The 21,781-nt window shown below is 28.1% G+C and carries 23 protein-coding genes and 2 pseudogenes; 1 reads left to right on the top strand and 24 read right to left on the bottom strand.

What is annotated here, in order from left to right; genetic code table 11:
* The first annotated feature begins 404 nt into the window (after positions 1–404).
* Entirely contained in the window at positions 405–1,133 is a 729-nt protein-coding gene (locus tag CM240_RS15265; protein WP_051483897.1) for a C39 family peptidase, read from the top strand.
* A gap of 62 nt (positions 1,134–1,195) precedes the next feature.
* Here CM240_RS15265 and CM240_RS15270 read toward each other — a convergent pair whose 3' ends face one another.
* The 24 genes and pseudogenes from CM240_RS15270 to nifB form a co-directional block, all read right to left on the bottom strand.
* Entirely contained in the window at positions 1,196–2,095 is a 900-nt protein-coding gene (locus CM240_RS15270; protein ID WP_044040352.1) for an FAD-dependent oxidoreductase, read from the bottom strand.
* A 3-nt stretch (positions 2,096–2,098) separates the two neighbouring features.
* Positions 2,099–3,520 carry an NAD(P)/FAD-dependent oxidoreductase gene (locus CM240_RS15275; RefSeq protein ID WP_044040353.1) on the bottom strand — a complete coding sequence of 474 codons (1,422 nt, stop codon included), beginning with the start codon at positions 3,518–3,520 and terminating at the stop codon, positions 2,099–2,101.
* Positions 3,521–3,705: 185 nt separating this feature from the next.
* On the bottom strand, positions 3,706–4,629 hold the full coding sequence (locus CM240_RS15280; RefSeq protein WP_044040354.1) for a DMT family transporter: 924 nt from the start codon (positions 4,627–4,629) through the stop codon (positions 3,706–3,708).
* Positions 4,630–4,708: 79 nt separating this feature from the next.
* Positions 4,709–5,073, bottom strand: a pseudogene (locus CM240_RS17310) (metallophosphoesterase family protein).
* 43 nt (positions 5,074–5,116) lie between these two features.
* Positions 5,117–5,425 (bottom strand): cupin domain-containing protein, encoded by a 309-nt coding sequence (locus CM240_RS15290; RefSeq protein WP_242838507.1) that lies wholly within the window; start codon positions 5,423–5,425, stop codon positions 5,117–5,119.
* A 275-nt stretch (positions 5,426–5,700) separates the two neighbouring features.
* Positions 5,701–5,865, bottom strand: a complete 165-nt coding sequence (locus CM240_RS17660; protein ID WP_156930624.1) for a hypothetical protein — start codon at positions 5,863–5,865, stop codon at positions 5,701–5,703.
* 356 nt (positions 5,866–6,221) lie between these two features.
* The gene (locus tag CM240_RS15295) at positions 6,222–6,830 is read right to left on the bottom strand and encodes an ABC-2 transporter permease (RefSeq protein WP_044040355.1); all 609 of its coding nucleotides are present in this window, start codon (positions 6,828–6,830) and stop codon (positions 6,222–6,224) included.
* A complete protein-coding gene (locus tag CM240_RS15300) occupies positions 6,830–7,675 on the bottom strand; it encodes an ABC transporter ATP-binding protein (RefSeq protein ID WP_044040356.1) in 846 nt (281 codons plus the stop codon). The genes CM240_RS15295 and CM240_RS15300 overlap by 1 nt, the downstream gene beginning before the upstream one ends.
* Before the next feature lies 1 nt (position 7,676).
* Entirely contained in the window at positions 7,677–8,051 is a 375-nt protein-coding gene (locus CM240_RS15305; RefSeq protein WP_044040357.1) for a GntR family transcriptional regulator, read from the bottom strand.
* Positions 8,052–8,183: 132 nt separating this feature from the next.
* Positions 8,184–8,405 (bottom strand): annotated as a pseudogene (locus CM240_RS15310) (GyrI-like domain-containing protein); the annotation flags it as partial.
* Positions 8,406–8,573: 168 nt separating this feature from the next.
* Positions 8,574–9,137: a GNAT family N-acetyltransferase gene (locus CM240_RS15315; RefSeq protein WP_051483898.1), complete on the bottom strand. Its 564-nt coding sequence runs from the start codon at positions 9,135–9,137 to the stop codon at positions 8,574–8,576.
* 80 nt (positions 9,138–9,217) lie between these two features.
* Positions 9,218–9,379 carry a hypothetical protein gene (locus tag CM240_RS17665; RefSeq protein ID WP_156930626.1) on the bottom strand — a complete coding sequence of 54 codons (162 nt, stop codon included), beginning with the start codon at positions 9,377–9,379 and terminating at the stop codon, positions 9,218–9,220.
* A gap of 61 nt (positions 9,380–9,440) precedes the next feature.
* Positions 9,441–10,199, bottom strand: coding sequence for a hypothetical protein (locus tag CM240_RS15320; protein ID WP_044040359.1), 759 nt, complete (start codon positions 10,197–10,199; stop codon positions 9,441–9,443).
* A 67-nt stretch (positions 10,200–10,266) separates the two neighbouring features.
* Positions 10,267–10,806, bottom strand: a complete 540-nt coding sequence (locus tag CM240_RS15325) for a GNAT family N-acetyltransferase (protein WP_044040360.1) — start codon at positions 10,804–10,806, stop codon at positions 10,267–10,269.
* Between the two features lie 53 nt (positions 10,807–10,859).
* The gene (locus tag CM240_RS15330) at positions 10,860–11,933 is read right to left on the bottom strand and encodes a hypothetical protein (protein WP_044040361.1); all 1,074 of its coding nucleotides are present in this window, start codon (positions 11,931–11,933) and stop codon (positions 10,860–10,862) included.
* A 116-nt stretch (positions 11,934–12,049) separates the two neighbouring features.
* Positions 12,050–12,892 (bottom strand): MerR family transcriptional regulator, encoded by an 843-nt coding sequence (locus tag CM240_RS15335; RefSeq protein WP_044040362.1) that lies wholly within the window; start codon positions 12,890–12,892, stop codon positions 12,050–12,052.
* Positions 12,893–12,907: 15 nt separating this feature from the next.
* Positions 12,908–13,648 (bottom strand): ABC transporter permease, encoded by a 741-nt coding sequence (locus CM240_RS15340; protein ID WP_044040363.1) that lies wholly within the window; start codon positions 13,646–13,648, stop codon positions 12,908–12,910.
* Positions 13,649–13,650: 2 nt separating this feature from the next.
* A complete protein-coding gene (locus CM240_RS15345) occupies positions 13,651–14,370 on the bottom strand; it encodes an ABC transporter ATP-binding protein (RefSeq protein WP_044040364.1) in 720 nt (239 codons plus the stop codon).
* Between the two features lie 199 nt (positions 14,371–14,569).
* Positions 14,570–14,935 (bottom strand): cupin domain-containing protein, encoded by a 366-nt coding sequence (locus CM240_RS15350; RefSeq protein ID WP_044040365.1) that lies wholly within the window; start codon positions 14,933–14,935, stop codon positions 14,570–14,572.
* Positions 14,936–15,062: 127 nt separating this feature from the next.
* Complete coding sequence (locus CM240_RS15355; protein ID WP_173400246.1) at positions 15,063–15,473, bottom strand: hypothetical protein; 411 nt, start codon at positions 15,471–15,473, stop codon at positions 15,063–15,065.
* 93 nt (positions 15,474–15,566) lie between these two features.
* A complete protein-coding gene (locus tag CM240_RS15360) occupies positions 15,567–15,917 on the bottom strand; it encodes a hypothetical protein (RefSeq protein ID WP_044040367.1) in 351 nt (116 codons plus the stop codon).
* 385 nt (positions 15,918–16,302) lie between these two features.
* Positions 16,303–18,141 carry a DUF6020 family protein gene (locus CM240_RS15365; RefSeq protein ID WP_044040368.1) on the bottom strand — a complete coding sequence of 613 codons (1,839 nt, stop codon included), beginning with the start codon at positions 18,139–18,141 and terminating at the stop codon, positions 16,303–16,305.
* A gap of 215 nt (positions 18,142–18,356) precedes the next feature.
* Entirely contained in the window at positions 18,357–19,106 is a 750-nt protein-coding gene (locus tag CM240_RS15370) for a peptidylprolyl isomerase (RefSeq protein ID WP_044040369.1), read from the bottom strand.
* Positions 19,107–19,121: 15 nt separating this feature from the next.
* Positions 19,122–21,764 (bottom strand): nitrogenase cofactor biosynthesis protein NifB, encoded by a 2,643-nt coding sequence (nifB, locus tag CM240_RS15375; protein ID WP_044040370.1) that lies wholly within the window; start codon positions 21,762–21,764, stop codon positions 19,122–19,124.
* Between the last annotated feature and the right edge of the window lie 17 nt (positions 21,765–21,781).

The raw sequence follows: 21,781 nt of genomic DNA on the forward strand, positions 1-21,781 counted from the left end.
TAAATTATCATTAATTATGTTTACACTTTGCATATTATACACAATATGATATTATAAGTGAAATATTAGAAATTCATAGTTTTAGGGCAATTTTGTCTAAGATAGCTCTAAAACTATAAATTTTTGTTTTTATGCAAAAGGGGAATAAACTATGAATTCATTAATAAATATTTTAGGAACAAAGGAAGAAAAAATTACTACAAAAAACTTAGAAACAGAAGCTTAAAAAGAACTGTAACTTTAGCATATAAAAAATGCTGTAAATCCATACTTTACAGCATTTTTTCTTTTATCTACTAATTATCAATTTAATTTTTTTATTATGTAAGCTATTTTTATGAAACATAATCTCTTCTTTAATTATCTAATAAATAAAATTAATTTTTTTGAGGAGGATTTTCCCATTGAAAAAAACTATTTTATTTTTCTTAATTATATTTTTAGTATCGATACCACTTTATATTATTATGCTTCCTATTAGCCCTTCACGTATTTCAAAAAATACCACTAAAGATTATTTAGATCAGAAAACATTGGTTAATTCTCATAAAATCAAAAACGTTCCTATATTGAATCAACTTCCTGAAATGCCTACTGGCTGCGAGTTAACTTCTGCTGCTATGTTACTAAATTGGTATGGTGTAGATGTTGATAAAAACGATTTAGGTTATGAGATTGAAAAAGCTCCTATCCCATCTTATGTTAATGGTACTTTACAAGGTATGAATCCAAATGAATATTTTATTGGTGACCCATTTTCTGATTCTGGATTCGGTGTATATCATAAACCTATAAAAGATTTAATCGATACATATACATCTGGAAAAGGTAAAGACATTACTGATTGTTCTTTCGAAACACTTATTGAAATTGTATCAAAAGGAACCCCTATTATTACATGGGTTACAATCGACATGAAAGAAGCCACTCTAAATTCATCTTGGTATAGTAAAAATGGCATTATCGAATGGATAGTACCTGAACATGCAGTAGTACTAATTGGTTTTAATGAAAATGAAGTTATTATAAATGATCCATATACGGGCACAGAATACAATATTAATAAATCAACATTTATTGATAGATGGAATAGCTTAGGTAACCAAGCTGTTACCATAGATTTAAATAGCTAAATTATAAAAATAAGCTAGTATAATACTAGCCTATTTCATTTTATAATAAAAACCCTATACAACTATTCTTCCAATACTTTTACTATATTCTTTATAACTTTACTACATTCTTTTTCAATTTCTTCTATAGAATTATGTATATATATACCATTTCCAATGGCATATATCCCCTCTTTTGATGTTTCAAAGTTATCATTCACTTCTGCTCCTGTTGTCTTAGGATTTAACCTTATTCCACTTCTCATTGCCACTAAACCATCACTTAACATTGGCATTGAAAAAATTACAGTGTCACATAATACTGTTTTAATATCATTATCTTTAATAAGTTTTACTGAAGATACTCTTCCTTCCCCTTCTATTGATGCTATATTATAGTCTTTATATATATTATTAGATAAATCATAAGTTTCATTACTATTGTCTTTTATTACTATTCCTGCTATATTAAGCCCCTTTTCTTTCAGCTTGTCTTTTATCATATAAAGTGTTGAGTTTCCATATATTAATATATTTTTTCCTGGCAATCTATCTAATGCAAAAATCTTTTTAGCCATAGATAATGTATAAATACCAGAGCATCTATCTCCCACCATGTCTACAGCTTTCCTTCCGCCTTCTTTGCCTCCATTTGCTATTATTATTGATTTACCTCTTATCTTTTCTATACCATTGATTTCACTAGTACAAAGAACATCTTTTTCTTCTATTTTCAAAACCAGAGTATTCAATTTTACTTCAATATCAAGTTTATTAAATTTATCTAATAAAGCAACTTTATATTCTTTTCCAGTTACAGTCCTATCTTTATTAATTGGATAATCTGCTGAATTTAGATTTCCTCCTAAGATAGGATCTTTTTCTATAACTAATATCTCATTAATACCTTTTTTCTTTCCTTCAATAGCAGCTAACATTCCTGCAGCTCCACCACCAATAATAATTAATTCATATTCTCTCATAATCTAGTCCTCCTTAAATGCAATAACTGAAGAACTTTTAGAGTTTTTCTTCACTTCGCTAATATCTATGCCTAATTCTTTACTTAATTTTATTGCTATAGGTAACATACAACCTATACCTTGACATCCACCCATCATAGCACGAGTTCTTCTTTTAATTCCATCTAAAGATCTTGCCCCTAATGATCTAGTAATGGCATCTATAATTTCACCTTCTGTAACAAGCTCACATTTACATACTATTTTCCCATATGATGGTTTTTCTTTAATAAGTTTATTCTTTTCTTCTAATGATAATTCAGACATCCTAATAAGCTTTTTTCTTTCTTTTATGAAGCTCTTCTTTTCTTCTAAATTAATCTTACTAGATACAATATCTACAACATATTTAGCAATAGCTGGTGCCGCCGTTAATCCCGGTGAATCAATTCCAATAACATTTATAAAACCTTCATGATCTTTACACTCTTCAATAATAAAATCATCACCTTTTACCTTTGGTCTTACTCCACTAAAAGTATTTAAAACCCTTGCAAATGGTAAAGTCTCAATGGTCTTTTTACCTTTTTCTATTATCTCATCAATACCTTCTCTAGATGTTCTATCACCATCTTCCTCAGTAGCATTTGGTCCTAATAAAAGATTACCATCAACAGTTGGTGTCACTAGAACTCCTTTTCCTAGCTTTCCTGGCACTTGAAATAATGTTCTTTCACAACTATTTCCTGCCACTTTATCAAATAAGCAATACTGACCTTTTACTTTATTAATATCATATTTAACCTCAGAAATAAGGTTATTAATAAAGGCTCCACCTAAACCAGCTGCATTTATTATAATCTTTGATTCTTGTATTTTTCCGTCTTTTAAGAAAATCTTATATAGTCCATTTTCTTCTCTTATATCTACAACTTCTTTACCTAATTGGAAATCAACACCATTATTAAAGGCATTTTCTCCAAGCGCTAAAGTCATTTCATAAGGACTGACAATTCCTGAATTTTTAATACTTAATGCTGCAACTACCTTTTCACTTATATTTCTTTCTAGTTCAAAAACCTTTTCTCTTGAAATTATCTCTAAACCGTCAATTCCAAGATCTTCTCCATTTTTCTTTAATTCCTTTAAAATCTTAACCTCATCTTCATTAAAAGCTAACACTAAAGCTTCATTTCTCTTAAATGGAAATTGTAACTCTTTAGATAAATCCTCAATTAAATTATTTCCTTCTATATTTAATTTTGCTTTTAGAGTACCTTTTCTTTCATTATAACCGCTATGGATAATACCACTATTACCCTTTGATACGCCTTCTGCTACATCATCATTTTTATCAATCACTAATACATCTAAATTATACCTAGATAGTTCTCTAGCTATAGAGCATCCTACTATACCTGCTCCAATTATTGTGATATCCTTCATTTCTGTCGCTCCTGTTCTATGTTTAAGTATTATACATTTATTAAATATTATTATAGTAATAGTATATCCCTATTCTTTCAATAAATATAATTTATAATTAGAATGATAATTATTACTTTTTCTTATGATTATATAAAAAAAGATACTCACCTATGGTGACCATCTCTTTTAAATATTAATTATTCTTAATTATGTTGTTTATATACAGTGAAGATTCCAATACAAACTAAGATTAGTGATAACAACAAATTAACATCAAAAATATTTTCCCCTAAAAATATTGCACTTAATATGGCTCCAAAAACAGGAACTAAAAAATTAAACATAGATATAAATGCTACTTTATTATACTTCAGTAAGATAGTCCATATAGAAAATGCTACAGAAGATAATAATGCCATATATATTAAAAGCAATGTTGATTTAATATTGAAACCTACTAGTTTTCCTCCTAATCCATAGCCTAAAATAATTAATGCAAGTCCACCTATTGATAATTGATATCCTGTTACTATAAATGCATCTAATTTTTGAGTAATCTTTTTACCATAAATCGAAAATATTGATAATGATAATGCTGCAAGCATTATTAATCCCTCTCCTTTAAAAGAAAACGAACTTTTAAGAAGTGATCCATTATTAAGATTAGCAAGAACAACCCCAGCAAATCCTACAATGCAACCTACTACTTTATTCCTATTAATCTTGTCATTTTTATAAATAAAATGTGCTAATATAATACTAAAGAAAGTACCAGAACCTGTTATTATTGATCCTGTTATTCCTGTAGTAAAAGTCATCCCTACATAAAAAAATATGTATTGAAGAGATGTTTGTCCTAAACCTAAAAAAGTAATCTCCAACATTTCTTTTTTATTAAAGGAAAATATATTCTTCTTTAATACTAATGATATAGCAAGAACTATTAATCCAGCTAAGAAAAATCTAACTCCTGCAAAAACAAACTTTGATGTTATATCATCTGTAGGTATATTAAAAAGCTTGTAACCTATCTTTATACATGGATATGCACTGCCCCATAAAAAGCAACATAAAGTAGCTAATAGAACAATATTTTTTCTATTAGTATAAATTGATTTTGTGTCCATTCTCTTCACTCCAAAATATATTAATCTCTACTTATTGTAACATAGAAATAATAGCTATGAACCCATTAGATTCATAGCTTCATTCTAAAATTATTTTTTTAACACTTATATTATCCTTATCTCCCTTTACTATTACCATAGTAAGTGGCAATGAAAATCTTCTTCTACCACAGGAACCTGGGTTAATAAAAGTTATACCTTTATGACTTTCCTCATTATATTTATGAGAATGTCCATATACAACTATATCTACATCATCTAATCTATCATATTCAATGTCTTTTTTATCATGGACGACATATACTACAAAATCATCTAAATTTACTTTCTTAGATTTCGGTAAAGTACATCCCCACCATGAATAATATAATCACACCCCTTAAGGTTTTCTATTACTTCATCTCTTAAAATACCATGAGTGTCTGATATTATTCCTAATTTCACTGTGACCTCTCCTTATGTAAAATTTAATTTCATCAATATAAAATTATTTTATAGATATTCCAATCATAACAGTTTCCTCATCTTGATTGTTCCAAACAGAATGTGGAATCTTACCCTCAACTAAAAAAGCTTCATCTTTTCTAATAATAACTTCTTTATCAGCTAATAATACTTTTGCTTCACCTTTTGTTACAATAAATAAATGGTTATGTTCATGGGTATGTAATTCTGTTGGTCCTCCTCCATTCAAATCAATATATGCAATTGCACCATCTATAATTTTCCCCATTTCTCCAAATAATTTTTTAGCTTTAAAATTAATATGATTTGGCGGCACCATAAATTTACTCACAAAAATCCCCTCCCTTAAATGTATTCCTTCATTATACACCAATAAACTCCATATTCAAGTTATTTACATAATAAAAGCTATGAACTCACTAGATTCATAGCATCATTTAAATATAATAAAGTTCTTTAAATACTGATTTTATCTTATATTAATACTGTATATTCTACTGTAAAATATGATATAATATTAGTAAGGAGCAAGGTCAAGTGTTATAGTTGACCTATGGCTTAAATTAGTAATTTAAAGATCGAAGTAGCTAACTTTGCGAGGGTGAGCTACTTTTTTCTTTTAATATCATTATCTTCATTAACTGATATTTCAGCCTGAAGTGAATCATCTTTTTTATCTATTCTAGTTGAAAATTTCTTTCCATGTACTATAGAAACTAAGGCTATTATCGTAAATGATAATATTAAAAGCGCCTGGATGAACTCTGTCATGATATCACCTTCTTCCTGTCCTTAATTGCTATAGGCAATTCATAACACCTGACCTTGGAAGAAGGATAACTCATCATAAGTTTCCTTACATGATTATTATATCTAAAAACAGCCTTTATGTAAAATATGGATATTCTGTTGTAACATTAGGAAAAGCATGATTCGATAAAGAAATTGATAGTATTTGCGAAACTATAAAAAACATTAGAAAAGAAACTAATATATAAGTATGCGTTTCTCTTGGTCTATTAAATGAATCTTAATTTTTAAGACTACGGTCTGCCGGCGTTACTCGTATTCAATAACCTCGAAACATCTAAAAATAATTTTCCAAACATTTCTCATACTTATATGTTTTAAAACTCTTTCTTACTATATATCATCTTAGATACTTGTATAGAACAAATAATGATTACTAATACCACTAATGGTAAAAAATAGATGAATTGCATTATTACTTCTTCACTTGGCATAGCAATTTTAAACTCTGAAGCAAAAGTTAAAAATAATGTAGGAACTACAAATAAAATAACCATAATTATCCTACCTTTATCTACCCCATACTTAAATATAAACGGAAAAGCAAATGAAATAACTAAAAGACCTAGTGATATTACTGACATATTAATTAAAAGTACTTCTTTAATATTTGTTGAAATTATAAGTCCTGCTATTGTTGAAAGAATTCCACCAATAACAGAAACACAAATAGTAAGTACATACCTAGATATTACTATAGTACCTTTTGATATCGGCATTGTTAAAGCATATCTTTCCCATTTTGCTTTTTCATCATAAGAAATTACAGTTATAGGTATTAGTAGTGTCAACATTGCAATTATCCCTGATAAATAATATATATCTTTATTTTTAATTCCTATAAAAAACCATAGTGCTATTAAAAAAATAAACATTAATCCTTGTTTCTTAAAATTAAGTATATCTTTTAAAAGCAATCCCTTCATTATTCTTCCCCCTTCACAAAATATAACATTATATCTTCAATGTTTACTTTATCGGTTATTGTGCCACTTGATATTTTTTCTTTCAATGCTAAGGCTTCAATACCAAATCTACTTTTCCTTCTTCCGATGATTGCAGATTTATCTATAGTTGAATATTCAGCCTCTGTGCATTTAATAATTGTATATTTATCTAATAGATCATCTTTAACATCACTTAATATGATTTTCCCATTATGAATAAAGGTAATATAGTCACAAATTTTTTCAAGGTCACTTATGATGTGAGATGATATAAAAATGCTGTGGCTTTCATCTTGAATAAAATCTAAAAAGACATCAAGAATTTCATCACGGACAATAGGATCAAGACCGCTAGTGGCTTCATCTAATATCAACAATTTGCTATCATGAGAAAGCGCAACAGCGATAGATAATTTCATTTTCATTCCTCGTGAATATTCTTTAACTGGCTTTTTTAATGATAATGCAAACTTATCTAAATACCCCATATACTTTGTTCTGTTCCAAGTTTTATAACAATTTTTCATTACTTTATCTATTTCTTTAGCATTTAAATTTTCTGGGAAACTACACTCATCTATTACCACACCTATATGCTCTTTTAATCTTTGATTTTTAGATAAATTAGTTTCACCAAGTATTGTTATTTCTCCACTATCCTTCTCTATTAAATCTAGAATTGCTTTAATTGTTGTGCTTTTCCCTGCACCATTCTCACCAATAAACCCCATAATACATCCTGCTGGAAGTGTAATATTAATATTATCTAAAGTAAACTCAGGATACTTCTTTGATAAATTTTTTATTTCTAATGCATTTTCCATCCTAATCCTCCTCATAAATGATTGAAATCATTTCTATTAAATCCTGCAATGATAAATTGCACCCCTTGGAAAGCTCAATAATACTTTGCATATGTTCTTCAATTTTTCTTAAATTCTCTTCTCTAATAAATTCTGTATTTTTCCCCGATACAAAACTTCCTTTTCCTGTAATAGAAGTTATAAATCCATCTCTTTCTAGTTCTTCATAAGCACGCTTTGTCGTTATTACACTAATTCGTAATTCTTTTGCCAGTAATCTCATTGACGGCAATGCATCCCCTTCTTTCAATTCTCCAGATATAATTTTTGATTTTATTTCAGTATATATTTGGTCATATATTGGTTTACCACTAGAATTGCTAATTATAATATCCATAAATATTCTCCTTTATGTATATTGTATATATCCAATATATACAATATTAACTTTCTTGTCAAGAATGTTTATATAAAAAAATCTCTATAAGACTTATTGCCTTATAGAGATTTTGCTCTTATGCATAAATGACTAACTATTCTTTTTTACTACAGGAATCCAAACCTCGCATTTTGCATTAACTGGATCTGCATTAAAATAAACTTCAATATCTGGTGCATTACCATATTCATACCCTGATGTAGGAATCCATTCTGTTATAATCCTTTTTTCTAACTCTTGAATAGATGTATTTGTCCCTTGTCCAGAAAATATTTCCCAAGTTGATGATGATATTATTAATTCATCCATTCCATCCAATCATCTCCTAACAATAAAATACTGTTTATGCAATAATTTATCCTCTCTTTTTTTGCTCAATAAAAGAGAGCTTGAATATATTTGTAATTACTCTAAGTTAATTTTCTCAATAAACTCATTGCTTTTCACTGTAACTTGTACCCAAGATGGATTAAACCCACTTTAAATTGCATTTTTTGCTGACTTAATATTTGACCATGCACAACAATAAAAAGGAACTATATCTCTTTTTAAAATTTCTATTGCAAGTTTACTAGTTAAACTTGCAGCTATTCCTTGTTTTCGATATTGTGCTAAAACATCAATACCAATTTGCCACATTGTATCACAATCAGCAGAGGCTCCTGCAAGCCCGATTAATTCTCCATTATTAAAGGCACCAATATCTAGCTTGTCTAAATATTTTCTTTTTTCACATAAAGCATTACTCCATTGTGGCAAATAGTAATTTTCCAATTCCTCTTTTCCTAAAAGCCTAGTTTCATATCCACTTTCTAATGGCTTTATTCTATTTATATCTGGTAAAAAATACTCTGCCATAAAACAAACATTAAGATTAAAAGGCTTTAACTTTTCAATAAGAACATGAATGTTTGGAGTTTCGAAACAATACTCCACAGGGTACTTATTTATATATTCCTCTATAATTTCATATAATTCTTCTGAAACAGAGGCCACTATATTACTTCCGTAAGAAGTTAAATCACAAGAAAAAGGTAACTGCAAATACTAATTTCTCCTTATTAGTATATCCTATGAAAAATTTTATTTAAAAAAAGATAGTATTAATACTATCTTTTGTCTATCTATTTCTTTCGATTTTGAACCCCTGTAAAAATCAAGAAAAATCCTGCAAATACTAATATGAAGTTAATAAACTTTATACCTACTAATAATCCTATTGCTAAAAGAACTACTCCTATTAATATCAGTACCTTCCATGGAATTGCATCTATTTTTTCAAACATAACAAATCCCCCCATATATATTCTGTATTTCTATTATATATTATTACGTAATCCTTTTCTACTAAAACTTATTATTAATAAGTGAAACATTCTCTATACTTATAGTTTTATTAATAAAATTATAATTTTCGCAATTTGTATAAATATGAACATTATATTTATCACTTTTCTTGAATTCTATATTCTGCTCAGAGTTTAACTTAATAGTTAATAGATTTTTATCTGTAATATACTCTTCAAAAACATCTTCAATCAGTTTAAAATCTTCATCAACAAAATCTCCTTCTATAACAACTTTTCTTATCCCACTTATTCCATTTTCTCTACTATTCGGCACCATATATTGATTCATAAAGTCACGAGCCTTTTCATCCTTCATTTGTTGAAATCCAATTTGTAATGGAATTTTCTTAAAAAAAGGAATATAACTATTTTTCCACGGCATTGTCCTTGTTAACAAATTAAAACACCATTTAAATTTTAAGTCTTCAGGCTTTGTAATATTAATATTCTTCTTTCTTAACTTTTCATAAACCTGCTCAATATCCTCTACATCTAGCATAAGACAAATAAGCCCTCTATGTCCTTCATTGTATAAATCCACCCATGGCTTTAACCATCCTCCACCATTACTTTTTAGAATATTAACCATTTCAAAGTATTCATTACCAATCCAAATATTTGATACTTTAAATCCTTTTGTACCTTTTCCCCAACTTGGTTCATATTTAAAGCCTGAATTAATTATTTTATCAATAATATCCTTATCTTTTTGGTACTTTTTATCAATATTAATAACTAAATGATCTAACCTAAACATTACCCTACCCCTTTAATAATTATTTAAGGCTATTATAACATTTAAGTTATATGGCATAAACCATATTTTACCTCAAAACATATTCTAGCTGACAATCACAAGGCTCGTCTTCTACTAACTTTTTATTATATTCAATAGCTTCAACACAGCCAACAGCTTTGTAAAAATTTTGTGACTCCTCAGATGAATGAGAAGAAATATATAATTTCTTAGCGCCTAAATCTTTAGCCTCATCACAAGCTATAGAAAATAACTGCTTTCCTATACCATTGCCTCTGTATTCATATGATGTATGTAAGCTTGATAATTGTAAATACTGATTTTCACTTCCGAAAAAGCTATTTTCAACAGATGCAAACCCCACTAAAGAGCAATTACAAAATGCTCCTAATACTACTCCACCAGTTTCAATTGTATTAATTAGACACTTTACTAAGAAATTGTACTCATTTTCTCCCCATTGCTCTATAAATGAAATATCCTTTAAAATCCACTTATTATTTTCTTTTCTCCAACATTTTTTAACTTCTTGATATCTATTAAAATCGTTAAATAATGATAATTTAATATCTTCTTTATTAAGTTTTTTATACACTACTTTTTCCAAAATTCATACCACCTATTAATATTATTCATAATTATACTAGTTTATAAAGCACCTCATTTATCTATTGGAAAACCAACTCCAAAAGCTGTTCCCAATGATATACAAACAGATTTTGGATATTCCGAAAATGCAGCTGCCATTGCTGTTCCATCATGAACCATAGTTATTTTATATTCTATTCCTAATTTCTTATATAAAACTTCTTTCAAATGCTCCTCATAATTATCAGCAATTAGTCTTAACTTACCATAGCCACCTCTATTTTTAAGCTTTCCATTTTCGATATAATTAGCTACACTTATTACTATTTCCCTACCTAATTCATAATTACTTTCTTTACAAAGATTAATTGTCTTTATAATACAATCTATTATATACTGATCTTCTTGTGTTGCTTCATCTTTTTCCTCTAATTCAGTATTAAATTCCCATGTAACATATTTAGCCTTAATTTTTTCTAAGGTATGCACCTCATTAATTCCACTTTTACCAATACTTATAATACTCCTTTTTATAAAACTTTGTCCAAAATCTAAAGCTAAAATGTATTTATTCTCTTCTATTTCAGTAATATATTTTGACAAACCTCTAATTGCCGCTTCCGAAGGATTTTTTACTAGAATAATATTATATCCTTCTTTTTCTAACTTAAAAACTTCATCTATAGATTCTTTTATTATCTTCCCAAATTTTTCATTGGCAAGGCCTCCCACTAAAATAACATTTTCTATTTTAGTCCAATATTCCCAATGTTCATCTTGCCAATCTAATCTCTTTAGCCTATTTTCCTTTTCACCTTTCTTTAGTGTTAATAAAATTATTCCTAGTCTTCTCCCAAATAATTTGACAATATTTATAGCTAAATTCCTAATTGATTCATCCTTACCTTCTAAACATTTTGCAAAATATTGTGGTAATTTAACTTCTTCTATACTTTGTAAATCTAATCCTAAATCTTTACTACTCTTCTTAATTTCCTCAATAAATAATTTTGTTGAGAATAATTCTAAAGCAGATTTTCCTTTGATATCTTCATCTATTATATTCTGTGGTACTTTTTCTATTATGAGCTTATTTATTGATACCTTTGAAGATAAAAAATTATCTTTTATAAAAGGATTCCTCATATTATCTCCCCCTTAAAGTAATATATTATTATTTTGTTATTACCTCATCATTTACTTTATCTTCTGTATCAACACCAATAAAAAGATCAAAAGAGCCTTATGGCTCTATCATTAGTTTATTTTTTTCTTACAGGAAATTGTATTTCTGTAAGCCATTCTTCCTCTGAATCCTTATTCCATACTCCATCTATATATGATTCTCTTGGATAATCAATCATTTCATAATCATTTTCTTCTATCCACTTAATTAATGCACTATATGCTTTAGGAAAATCACTATAGCTTCCCTTATGAAGAGTACAAGCCGCTAACTCTACTTTATCAATTTTCTTAAACTTAATAAGCTTTGAATCTTCTTTCATCTCTACTACTGCTTCACACACTTCAACATCAATATCTCTTTCTCTATATTCACCATCATGATATATATTAAAACAATATTCTGGAACAGCACAAATGCAACCAACTCTTTCCATCTCTGCTCCCATAGGAGGAATAATCTTGAATAAATCCTCATAACTTGATATCGTAGTCCTCATTGAAGCAACTATTACTTCTGGCAAATCTTTTAATACTATATCATATTTGCAATCTTCATCTCTATTTTCAAGATAATACTCGACTTGTGATAATTTCATTGTTTCTTCTGAAATTTTTTTTAATATCTCTGATTTCTTCTTAACTAACAATTCCTTTACTGATTTTCCAGCTTGCACATCTCTTATTTCTTCCAGAGAAAACCCTATTTGCCTTAATGCAATAATTTCATGTAATATTGGTAATTGTGCTGAACTATAATATCTATAACCTGTAAATTCATCTATATGTTCAGGTTTAAGCAATCCAATTTCATCGTAATGTCGTAATGCTTTAATAGTAATCTTATTCATCTGAGAAAATAACCCTATCTTATATAAAGTGACATCTTCCTTCTTTTCGCATACATACTCCTCGTTCAACCCCTGTTTTCCCTCCTATTCCCATTTAAATAGCTTCATAGATAATGCTACTGTTATTATTGTTGATATTATCATTACTAATAACGGAATTGTTAATGATGTATCTAATCCAAGTGCACATCCTTTTAGTAACTTAATTCCTTGAATTAATGGTAAAAAGTTTGCAAAGCTCTGAATGCTCTTTGGAAACATAGAAAATGGAATTGTTGCCCCTGATAAAAATAACATAGGAAAATATACTAGTGTACATACTAAATTAGTTCTTTTAACGCTTTTACAAACACTTGCAATTAACATTCCAAATCCATACATTGAAATCAAAACTAAAAAATATGATAAAATAAACTTTCCAATAGATACTATCATTGAATAATTAAAAATTAATTTCATAGCTATAATTATTATTACTGATGAAGATACAGCTAAAATCATCTGAATTATTCCATGTACTGCTAATATTGTCAATGGACTTACTGGTGTAACAAAATAGTGTTTTAATATCTTTTTATCTCTATAATCTGCAATTGTAAGTGGTATGCCCATAAATGCTGTAGCACATATCCCAACAGTAATTATTGTTGGTATATTAGCATCTAAAAAACTATAGGACGCTCCATCAAAGGCTGGTTTATCTCCAGAAATCATACCAATTAGTAACGCTATACCAAGAGGCATTATTACTCCAAAAAACACTCCATCAATACCTCTAAATCCTAACTTTCCCTCAATTTTTAATAATGTAAAAAAACCTCTCATCACTATTGCACCTCCTTGTCCATGTACCATAAATAAGCATCTTCAAGGTTATCATATGGTGAAGAGGTAATAATTTCTTCAACTGTTCCCAAGGCTAATAGTTTTCCATTTTTAATTATTACTATTTTATCACATAACGCTTCAACTTCATCCATATAATGTGATGTTAATAGCATTGTAACCTTTTCTTTCTTTAAACTTTTAAGTAGCTTCCATACATCCCTTCTTGCCTCTACATCTAATCCTGTAGTTAATTCATCTAAAAATACTACTTCTGGATTTGGAATTAATGCTAAAATTACCGCTAATTTTTGTTTTTCTCCACCTGATAATGTTGATACATAATTTTTCTTAACTTTATCTAAAGAGAATTTTTTAAGCAACTGATTATAATCACAACTTTCACTATATAATGCAGCAGTTTCTTCACATATTTCATAAACCTTAATTTTATCTGGATAAGAAGACAACTGTAATTGAACTCCTATCTTTTCAAAGATCTCCTTTCTTGACTTTCTAGGATCCTTATTCAATATTTTCACTACTCCACTATCGAAAGCTTTAAGGCCTAAAATACAATCAATAGTTGTAGATTTACCAGCTCCATTGTGTCCTAGTAATCCAAAAAATTCTCCCTTTTTTACAGAAAAAGATATATCATTTACTGCAACTATGTTATTATAGGTCTTTTTAAGATTCTTAACAGATATTATATCCTCCATTATATTTCCCTCCCTATTTAAATAAAAGCTATCTATAATATGAGGATATATTCTCCCCTAACAGGAGAGTCAAGGTTTTATTTCATTATAATTACTTCAAAAATTATATACATCATTCCAGTATTCTTCTGTTAGCGGAACTATAATTAACTTATTTCCATCCATTATATACTCCTTGATTTCATTCAATATATAGCTCTTACTTCTCCTCCTTATAAGCATATCTAAAATTAATAGGTGGTGTTGTTACTGATATGTATACAAACTCTTCATCTGAATCATTTAGTAGTCCATGAACTTCTCCACTTGAAAACCTTACCACATCACCTGCACTGAACTTTTTTTCATTATTATCAGCAAGTAATAATAATCCTGTTCCCTTTAATGCATACCAAATTTGTTCAGATGTATCATGTATATGTCTTGGTTGTGAATATCCTGGTTTTAAATGTACCTCTGTTATCGTTACTCTTCTACTTTCAGAATTTTCATCATTTAATAATTGCCTTGATTCGCAGCCCTCATTTAATAATGACCTTATATCCTCTTTGTTAATATAATCCATCTATATTACCTCCTATACTTTTCTCCTTATTTCCACAACATTGATTGACAAAATATATTTGAAATAAAAATACATATACATACAATCCTTTACCATATCATAATGCAAAAATCTCAGACCTACTGTCTTATTTATGAACGCTTTCATCTATAAAATCCACTGCTTCATTAAATGTCTCTACTTTCTTTACTTTAAAATATTTTATAAATTCTTTAGTCCACATATCCATTTCTTCTTCTATTTCATTTACTTCATTTAAAATAAATACAATTATTTTACAATCCGTATTCGACATTGCCGGTAATAATACCTTAAATCCCCATTCTACATCCTCTTCTTCATCTTCAAAACCATTTCTTGCATCCACAACAAAATTACTATTAGAATATTTCTTTAATAATTCTAGTGCAAACATTGTTGGCTTTCTATACTCCTCATAAGAACAAAACTTTTTCCATGTAAGTAATACAACATTATCTCCTCTTAAATATCTAACATTGCAAAATTCTGAATCAAATTCATTACTTTCTATGCTCATACTTATTCTCCTCTCATTTATATAATAAATAAAGACTAGCTTCCTTTATATCCACTAGTCCGTTTTAATCTATTTTTGTCATATTAATATATGTTAGCTTTCTTTAATATATAAATAGTTAGTATACCATTCTCTCCCAGAGTTCCATTGCTTATTAGTAATATCTTCTCCTAAAATATCACAACAAGCTAGTGCCATAATATATTCTTTTAGACCATCTTCGTTACTTTTAGCAAATTCATTAATCATATATTCCAACGATCCCTCCATCGAAATAATATCAGCATATTCTTCCTTACTATTTGTTATGTAATCATATGGATTTGATGATATTGATATATTAACGTTTTTTGTATCTACAATCTTACTTAGTTTTTCCTCTATAAGTTTATCTTCTGACTTTATGATATTATTCTCTCTACAGCTTACTAAAGCAAATAACAAAATTAAAATAAAAAAGCAACTACTTATTTTATAAAATATCTTTTTAATCCTTAATCACTCCAAACATTTTCATTTTTAATATAAAGCGATATATCTTTTATAAATTTTACCATTTATGGTTATAACTATTATAACACTTCCTATAATAAATTTTAACTATATTTATAATTCCTTTTATTATGGTACATGTTAGAAAGCACACCTAACTCTATACTCCAAACTTAAACACTTACACTCCAAGAAATTACGCAGGAATTTCCATCATCACTGTGCCCTGTGTCATCATACTTGTGACCTAACCATACATATTTATGCCATGCTTTTTGCTCTATCAATCTTACTTAAAAAAAGCTGCCACACTCTCGTGCAACAGCTCCTGTAGATTTTAAAGTTTATTCCTAGCTATAGAATTTAATAAAAGCGGTATTAATACACAATTAGAAAAAATATATGGCATTGCATATCTAAAATAGGTGTTGGCTGGTGAAGCTATACAAATCAAAACTGATGCATACAATGGCATTAGAACTATTATATATTCCTTCTTTTTAAATGTAAAAAGGTATACTCCCATTATTAATAAAATCCAGGTATTAAATCCAATATTTGAAATTAGACCTATAAAAGGTACATATGGAAATATTCCTTGATATGCTACTAATTTATCTCTTAATCCTTGTAAGTTATTATAACTATAATCAACTAAATTATCTTTTGTTATCCTACAGTCAAATTTGTGATAGGTATACCACTTAATAGCATTAGGGTAAAAATATCCATAAACATTGTTTATTGTAGCCTCAATATAAATCCCAGGATGTTTTCTTAATCCTCTAAACCATGCCTTGAAGTATTCCTTTAAATCATCACTAGTAGCATATTTGTTATACTTATTTTTAACTGGATCAGCAAGCTCTGGTTGGTATCTTTCAGCTATAGTATCATATATCAAAATTTTATCTATAGCTCTTTTATCTTCTTCTGATACTTCATCACCATAATACTTTACATATCTAGCTGTTTGCTGAAACGGTATTGATAACATTTCTCTAATACTTCCATTAGCTATCTTAAAATAAGGCAGTATCACTTTTGAATAACAAGTTGTCAATGATATAAAAATAGCAAATACAGCTAATGTCTTGATTCTATTTTTCTTACTGAAACCAATAATAAATGGGAATGATAACATAACAACATATATACCATTATTCCTGAATAATGATATTAAAAATAGCAACAATATAATATAAATTACTTTTATATTTGTAATCTTCTTTTCTTTATTAAAAGTAATAAAATCATAAAGAAATATTACATATAAAATCATAAACGATGTATATATTGTATCTTTAACTGCTGACATCGCATAAAAGGGAAACATCGGTACTATAGAATATATCATCAAAAGAATTAATCGAACCTTAAGAGATATATTTACCTTTTTCAAATATTTTATAGTATAAGATAGAGTTGATGCTAGTATTCCAATTTGAATCATTGAATATATAAATAAACCAAAATTATCACTACCGATAAATCTACCTAAGCTTATGCATCCACCTAATAGTAATGTATGCACTACAGGATGATGATTTGTAATATTAACATTTTCATCTAATTTTATTACACCTTCTGCATATTTTGTATCAACATTAAAAAATTGTTTTATCTGAAAACTAGGATCTGGTGATAAAATTACTGGATAAAAAGCAATTATATAAATAAGCCAAAATGTAATTATAATAAGAAGACTTGAAAGAAATGGTCTTTCATCAATAAACTTCATAACACATCTCAATTTACCCATCTTTTCTAATTTATAATCTTCTACTTTTATATGTTGTATTTTAATATTTATTAAATCGAAAATTCTTTTAAAAAGTACATAATATCCAATACATATAATTATTGAAATAAAAAACATTCTAAAACTTCCAAATACTAATTGCCAAGAGTTCATCCTAGCATAACTAAATCCTAATGTCATGAATATAGCAAAAGCCATCGATACTATTTTTTCTAAAGCATTAACACTATATCCTCTTACTGCTTTGTAAAATAATATCAAACCACCACTTATAATACAAACAGTCATTAATCCTACTTTAAAAGGATTTTGGATCTTCGTTAAATTCCCATAAAATTTTTCTGGATCCAAACAAATCGCTAGTGTAGTAAATAATGCTAATAAATACATTTTTATTTTATCTTTTAAATTCATAGTATAGTTCTCCATAAAATTCCATATAAAATCTACATTCTCTATTGTAACAAATTATTGTTAATTTTTTCATTAACATTTCTTAATATTTTATGAAGATATTACTATACTCCTGAGCAAATAGCATAAACATCTTTTCTAAAAAGTGAACATCTATTGCAAAATCCCCATTGCAATACCTTTGCTGTTAAAAACTTATTACTCTTAATTTAACACTACACAAATTTCTGAACCTTATATTTTTTATTAATCTTTTCTACTAATGATTTATAATTTTTCATTTGTTCTTTCTTTTTTAGCTCATTAACTAAATCTTTTTTCACATCATCAAATTCCTGTTTATATCCTTCCTTATAATCCTCAGTTACTACAAGATGAAAACCATATTCTGTTTCTATAGGTCCTAATATTTCTCCTAATTTGCAATTAAACGCTTTTTCTTCAATAGATTTAATTAGTTGTCCTCTTTTAAAAGTTCCAAGAGAACCTCCATTTATACTTGATGGGCACATAGAATATTTAAGAGCTGCATCTGAAAAATTAATAACTTCTTCCATTAATTCTCCTCTTATTTTTAATGCTTCTTCCAATGTATCAACTAATATTTGCTTTATACTTACTGTATCACTGACATAAAACTTTTCTATATTATTATTATAGTAATTTAATGCATCTTCTTCTGTAATATCTACCTTACCCATTGACTTGTTTATTGCCATTTCTGTTAAAATACCTTTTTCAGCTTCTTCTAGTTGCTTTTTATACTCAATTGTTTCCTGCAAATTCTCATCTATAGCATAATCATACATAACTTCACAACTAATTAACTTATCTAGCAATTTCCTTCTACCTTCTTCTGTAGATAGTTTTTTTCTTTCACCTTCAGGATATTTACTAATCAATTCTTCAATATCTGTTTCTCTTATTTCCTTATTCTTTACAATTGCTAAAACCTTATTATCCATACTATCACCTACTATCTACTTTATTGCATATTCTCTTTCACTTTTATTTATAATTTCTTTTGCAAAAATTGCAACGGCATCCTCAATTCTTTCACAACTTGTAAAAATTCTAATATTATTTTCTTTAAGTTTTTTCTTAGGCTCTTCCCCTATCCTAAGTGAAATTACTCCATTACAATCGTCTATTGTTTTTATTAACTTCTCTATTTTACTATCACTTTTGCAATTCGCTTCTCCATTACAATATCTATCAACATTCCTCTTTTCTAAAAACATAACAGTATCATTTCTATATTCATATATATAAAACTCCTCAGCTTGTCCAAAATGCATATCTATTGTCATTCCACTTCTTGTTGCCACAGCAAACTTCAAGTGTCTACCAGACACCTTTTTATCTTTTAATTCCATAGATAATTTTAATCCCTGATCATTATTTAATGTTCCTATAGCATCTGCCCTACATTGCTTACAATGAAACATTTGTTTTATATTTTCTCCACATTTTTTTCTCATTTCATTAATTTCTATATTACTTACTAAAGGCATATTTTCAAATACACTACCCTTAACAGGAATCATTTGCATTATATTTGTAATCTCTACTCCTAATTCTTTTGCCTTTTTAGTTACATCATATATATGTTTATCATTTATTCCTTTCAACATAACTATGTTTACCTTAACAACTATACCTCTCTCTGTAAGATACTTTATACCTGATAGCTGATTAGTAAGAAGAATCTCTGCACCTTCCATTCCTGTATATGTTACACCTAAATAATTTACATATTTATATATCTTTGATATTATATGAGGATTAATTCCATTCATAGTTACTGTTACATGTGACACCCCTAAATTTATCAATTCCTCTGCATAAAATGGTAACATAAGACCATTAGTGGAAATACAAAATGTCATTTCTGGATTATCTGCTCGTATTAGTTTTAACGTTTCTCTAACATTATCAAAATTGGCTAAAGCATCTCCTGGCCCTGCAATCCCTATTACTTTTAAATTTGGCATTTTACTTTTAACGAACTTATATTTTTCAAATGCCTTAACTGGACTTAACACTTCTGTTGTTACACCAGGACGGCTTTCATTAACACAATCATACTTTCTATAACAATAATTACAACTTATATTACATTTAGGAGCAATTGGAAGATGCATTCTAGCATATTTATGTGCTGATTCACAACTAAAACATGGATGTGTCTTAGTTTTATCCTTAATAGTTACTACTTTTTTTTCTTCTAAAGATTTCATCTTCTTTTCCCCCTTATAATACTTATTAAATGTTGTTTCTCTAAAAACACTATGTTTTCTATCTAAAATCATATTAGTAATACTATCACTAATTGATAATGATCCTTCATATCCAATGGACAAAATTCTTTGTCCACCTACTCTATCGTGAATTGGGAACCCTCCTCTTATAAGTGGTATATTATATTTTTCTTCAATTCTTCTTCCATCAGAATTTCCAATAAGAATATTAGCACCTAACTTTATGGAGTATTTTTCTATATCTACAAAATCAGCATCATCAATAATCTTAAAATCTTCTATAAATAATGCATCTGCCAATTCCTTTACTTCCTCATATAAAGCTTTTTCTAATGAGGGGCAAACATCACCTGTAGCTATCAAAACTGGGAAAACGCCGATTTCTAATACCATTCTAACAGTAGAATAAACATAATCTGGTTCTCCAAATATTGCTATCCTTCCCTCTGCATTATATTTGTGAGAATCTATCATAGCATCTAGATATCTACCTCTCTCCTTAACATACTTTTCTGGTATCTTTTCCCCTGATATATTACTTAAAACATTTAAGAAATTATCAGTATCTCTAATCCCCCTAGGAAGATTAAGTCTTATATTTTTTACTCCATAATTTTCTTCTAGATACTTTCCTACTGAACTATTATCATCTACAAAAGTTGTTAACTCTATTGTCATCCTAGCTCCAGCCATAAAAGATATATCTTCAATAGATGTGCCATTTTCCGGTAATCTTTCATATACTTTTTTATGAATCCCATCTAAATTTTCAGAAATATCTGGCAATAGTATATAGTCTAAATTAAAATCTCCTAAAATATCTTTTATTTTTCTAGTGTCAGCAGGACTTATTGGTCCAGTAACTATATTTACTTTATTATTTTTTTCTTCTTTCATTTCTACATTTTCAACAATTCCTCTTAAAGCACTAAAATATCCTCCAAATTGTGTTCCTCCATATCCTGGAGATGATATTGGTATTAATTTTACCTTTTCATTTGGATTTTTTTCTTCAAAAATCTTAGATATTCTTACTATATCTTCACCGATAGTTTCTGCTAAACAAGTAGTAGCTATTGCTATTACTTCTGGATTATATAATTTAATTAAATTTTTTAAACCTTTTAAAAGATTTTTTTCTCCACCATAGACAGTACCTTGTTCTGTTAGTGAAGATGAAGCTATATCAATAGGTTCATTAAAATGTGTTGCCATATGTCTTCTTATATATGTACTACAACCTTGTGAACCATGTAAGATTGTCATACATCCTTTTATGCCATATGTTGCATTAACAACCCCCATTGGCATACACATCTTACAAGGGTTAACTGTAAGACTTACATAATCTTCTTTACTCATACCTCTCTCCCCCACTT

It is taken from the genome of Clostridium bornimense (assembly GCF_000577895.1).
Lineage (GTDB): Bacteria > Bacillota > Clostridia > Clostridiales > Clostridiaceae > Clostridium_AN > Clostridium_AN bornimense.

What these genes read in the sequence shown, in the direction of transcription:
- CM240_RS15365 (WP_044040368.1), bottom strand. Translation starts at nt 18,141, where the DNA reads ATGAATTTAAAAGATAAAATAAAAATGTATTTATTAGCATTATTTACT.
- CM240_RS15275 (WP_044040353.1), bottom strand. Translation starts at nt 3,520, where the DNA reads ATGAAGGATATCACAATAATTGGAGCAGGTATAGTAGGATGCTCTATA.
- CM240_RS15295 (WP_044040355.1), bottom strand. Translation starts at nt 6,830, where the DNA reads ATGAAGGGATTGCTTTTAAAAGATATACTTAATTTTAAGAAACAAGGA.
- CM240_RS15345 (WP_044040364.1), bottom strand. Translation starts at nt 14,370, where the DNA reads ATGGAGGATATAATATCTGTTAAGAATCTTAAAAAGACCTATAATAAC.
- CM240_RS17665 (WP_156930626.1), bottom strand. Translation starts at nt 9,379, where the DNA reads ATGTTTGAAAAAATAGATGCAATTCCATGGAAGGTACTGATATTAATA.
- CM240_RS15300 (WP_044040356.1), bottom strand. Translation starts at nt 7,675, where the DNA reads ATGGAAAATGCATTAGAAATAAAAAATTTATCAAAGAAGTATCCTGAG.
- CM240_RS15320 (WP_044040359.1), bottom strand. Translation starts at nt 10,199, where the DNA reads ATGTTTAGGTTAGATCATTTAGTTATTAATATTGATAAAAAGTACCAA.
- CM240_RS15340 (WP_044040363.1), bottom strand. Translation starts at nt 13,648, where the DNA reads ATGAGAGGTTTTTTTACATTATTAAAAATTGAGGGAAAGTTAGGATTT.
- CM240_RS15280 (WP_044040354.1), bottom strand. Translation starts at nt 4,629, where the DNA reads ATGGACACAAAATCAATTTATACTAATAGAAAAAATATTGTTCTATTA.
- CM240_RS15330 (WP_044040361.1), bottom strand. Translation starts at nt 11,933, where the DNA reads ATGAGGAATCCTTTTATAAAAGATAATTTTTTATCTTCAAAGGTATCA.
- CM240_RS15355 (WP_173400246.1), bottom strand. Translation starts at nt 15,473, where the DNA reads ATGAGCATAGAAAGTAATGAATTTGATTCAGAATTTTGCAATGTTAGA.
- nifB (WP_044040370.1), bottom strand. Translation starts at nt 21,764, where the DNA reads ATGAGTAAAGAAGATTATGTAAGTCTTACAGTTAACCCTTGTAAGATG.
- CM240_RS15270 (WP_044040352.1), bottom strand. Translation starts at nt 2,095, where the DNA reads ATGAGAGAATATGAATTAATTATTATTGGTGGTGGAGCTGCAGGAATG.
- CM240_RS15305 (WP_044040357.1), bottom strand. Translation starts at nt 8,051, where the DNA reads ATGGATATTATAATTAGCAATTCTAGTGGTAAACCAATATATGACCAA.
- CM240_RS17660 (WP_156930624.1), bottom strand. Translation starts at nt 5,865, where the DNA reads ATGACAGAGTTCATCCAGGCGCTTTTAATATTATCATTTACGATAATA.
- CM240_RS15370 (WP_044040369.1), bottom strand. Translation starts at nt 19,106, where the DNA reads ATGGATAATAAGGTTTTAGCAATTGTAAAGAATAAGGAAATAAGAGAA.
- CM240_RS15350 (WP_044040365.1), bottom strand. Translation starts at nt 14,935, where the DNA reads ATGGATTATATTAACAAAGAGGATATAAGGTCATTATTAAATGAGGGC.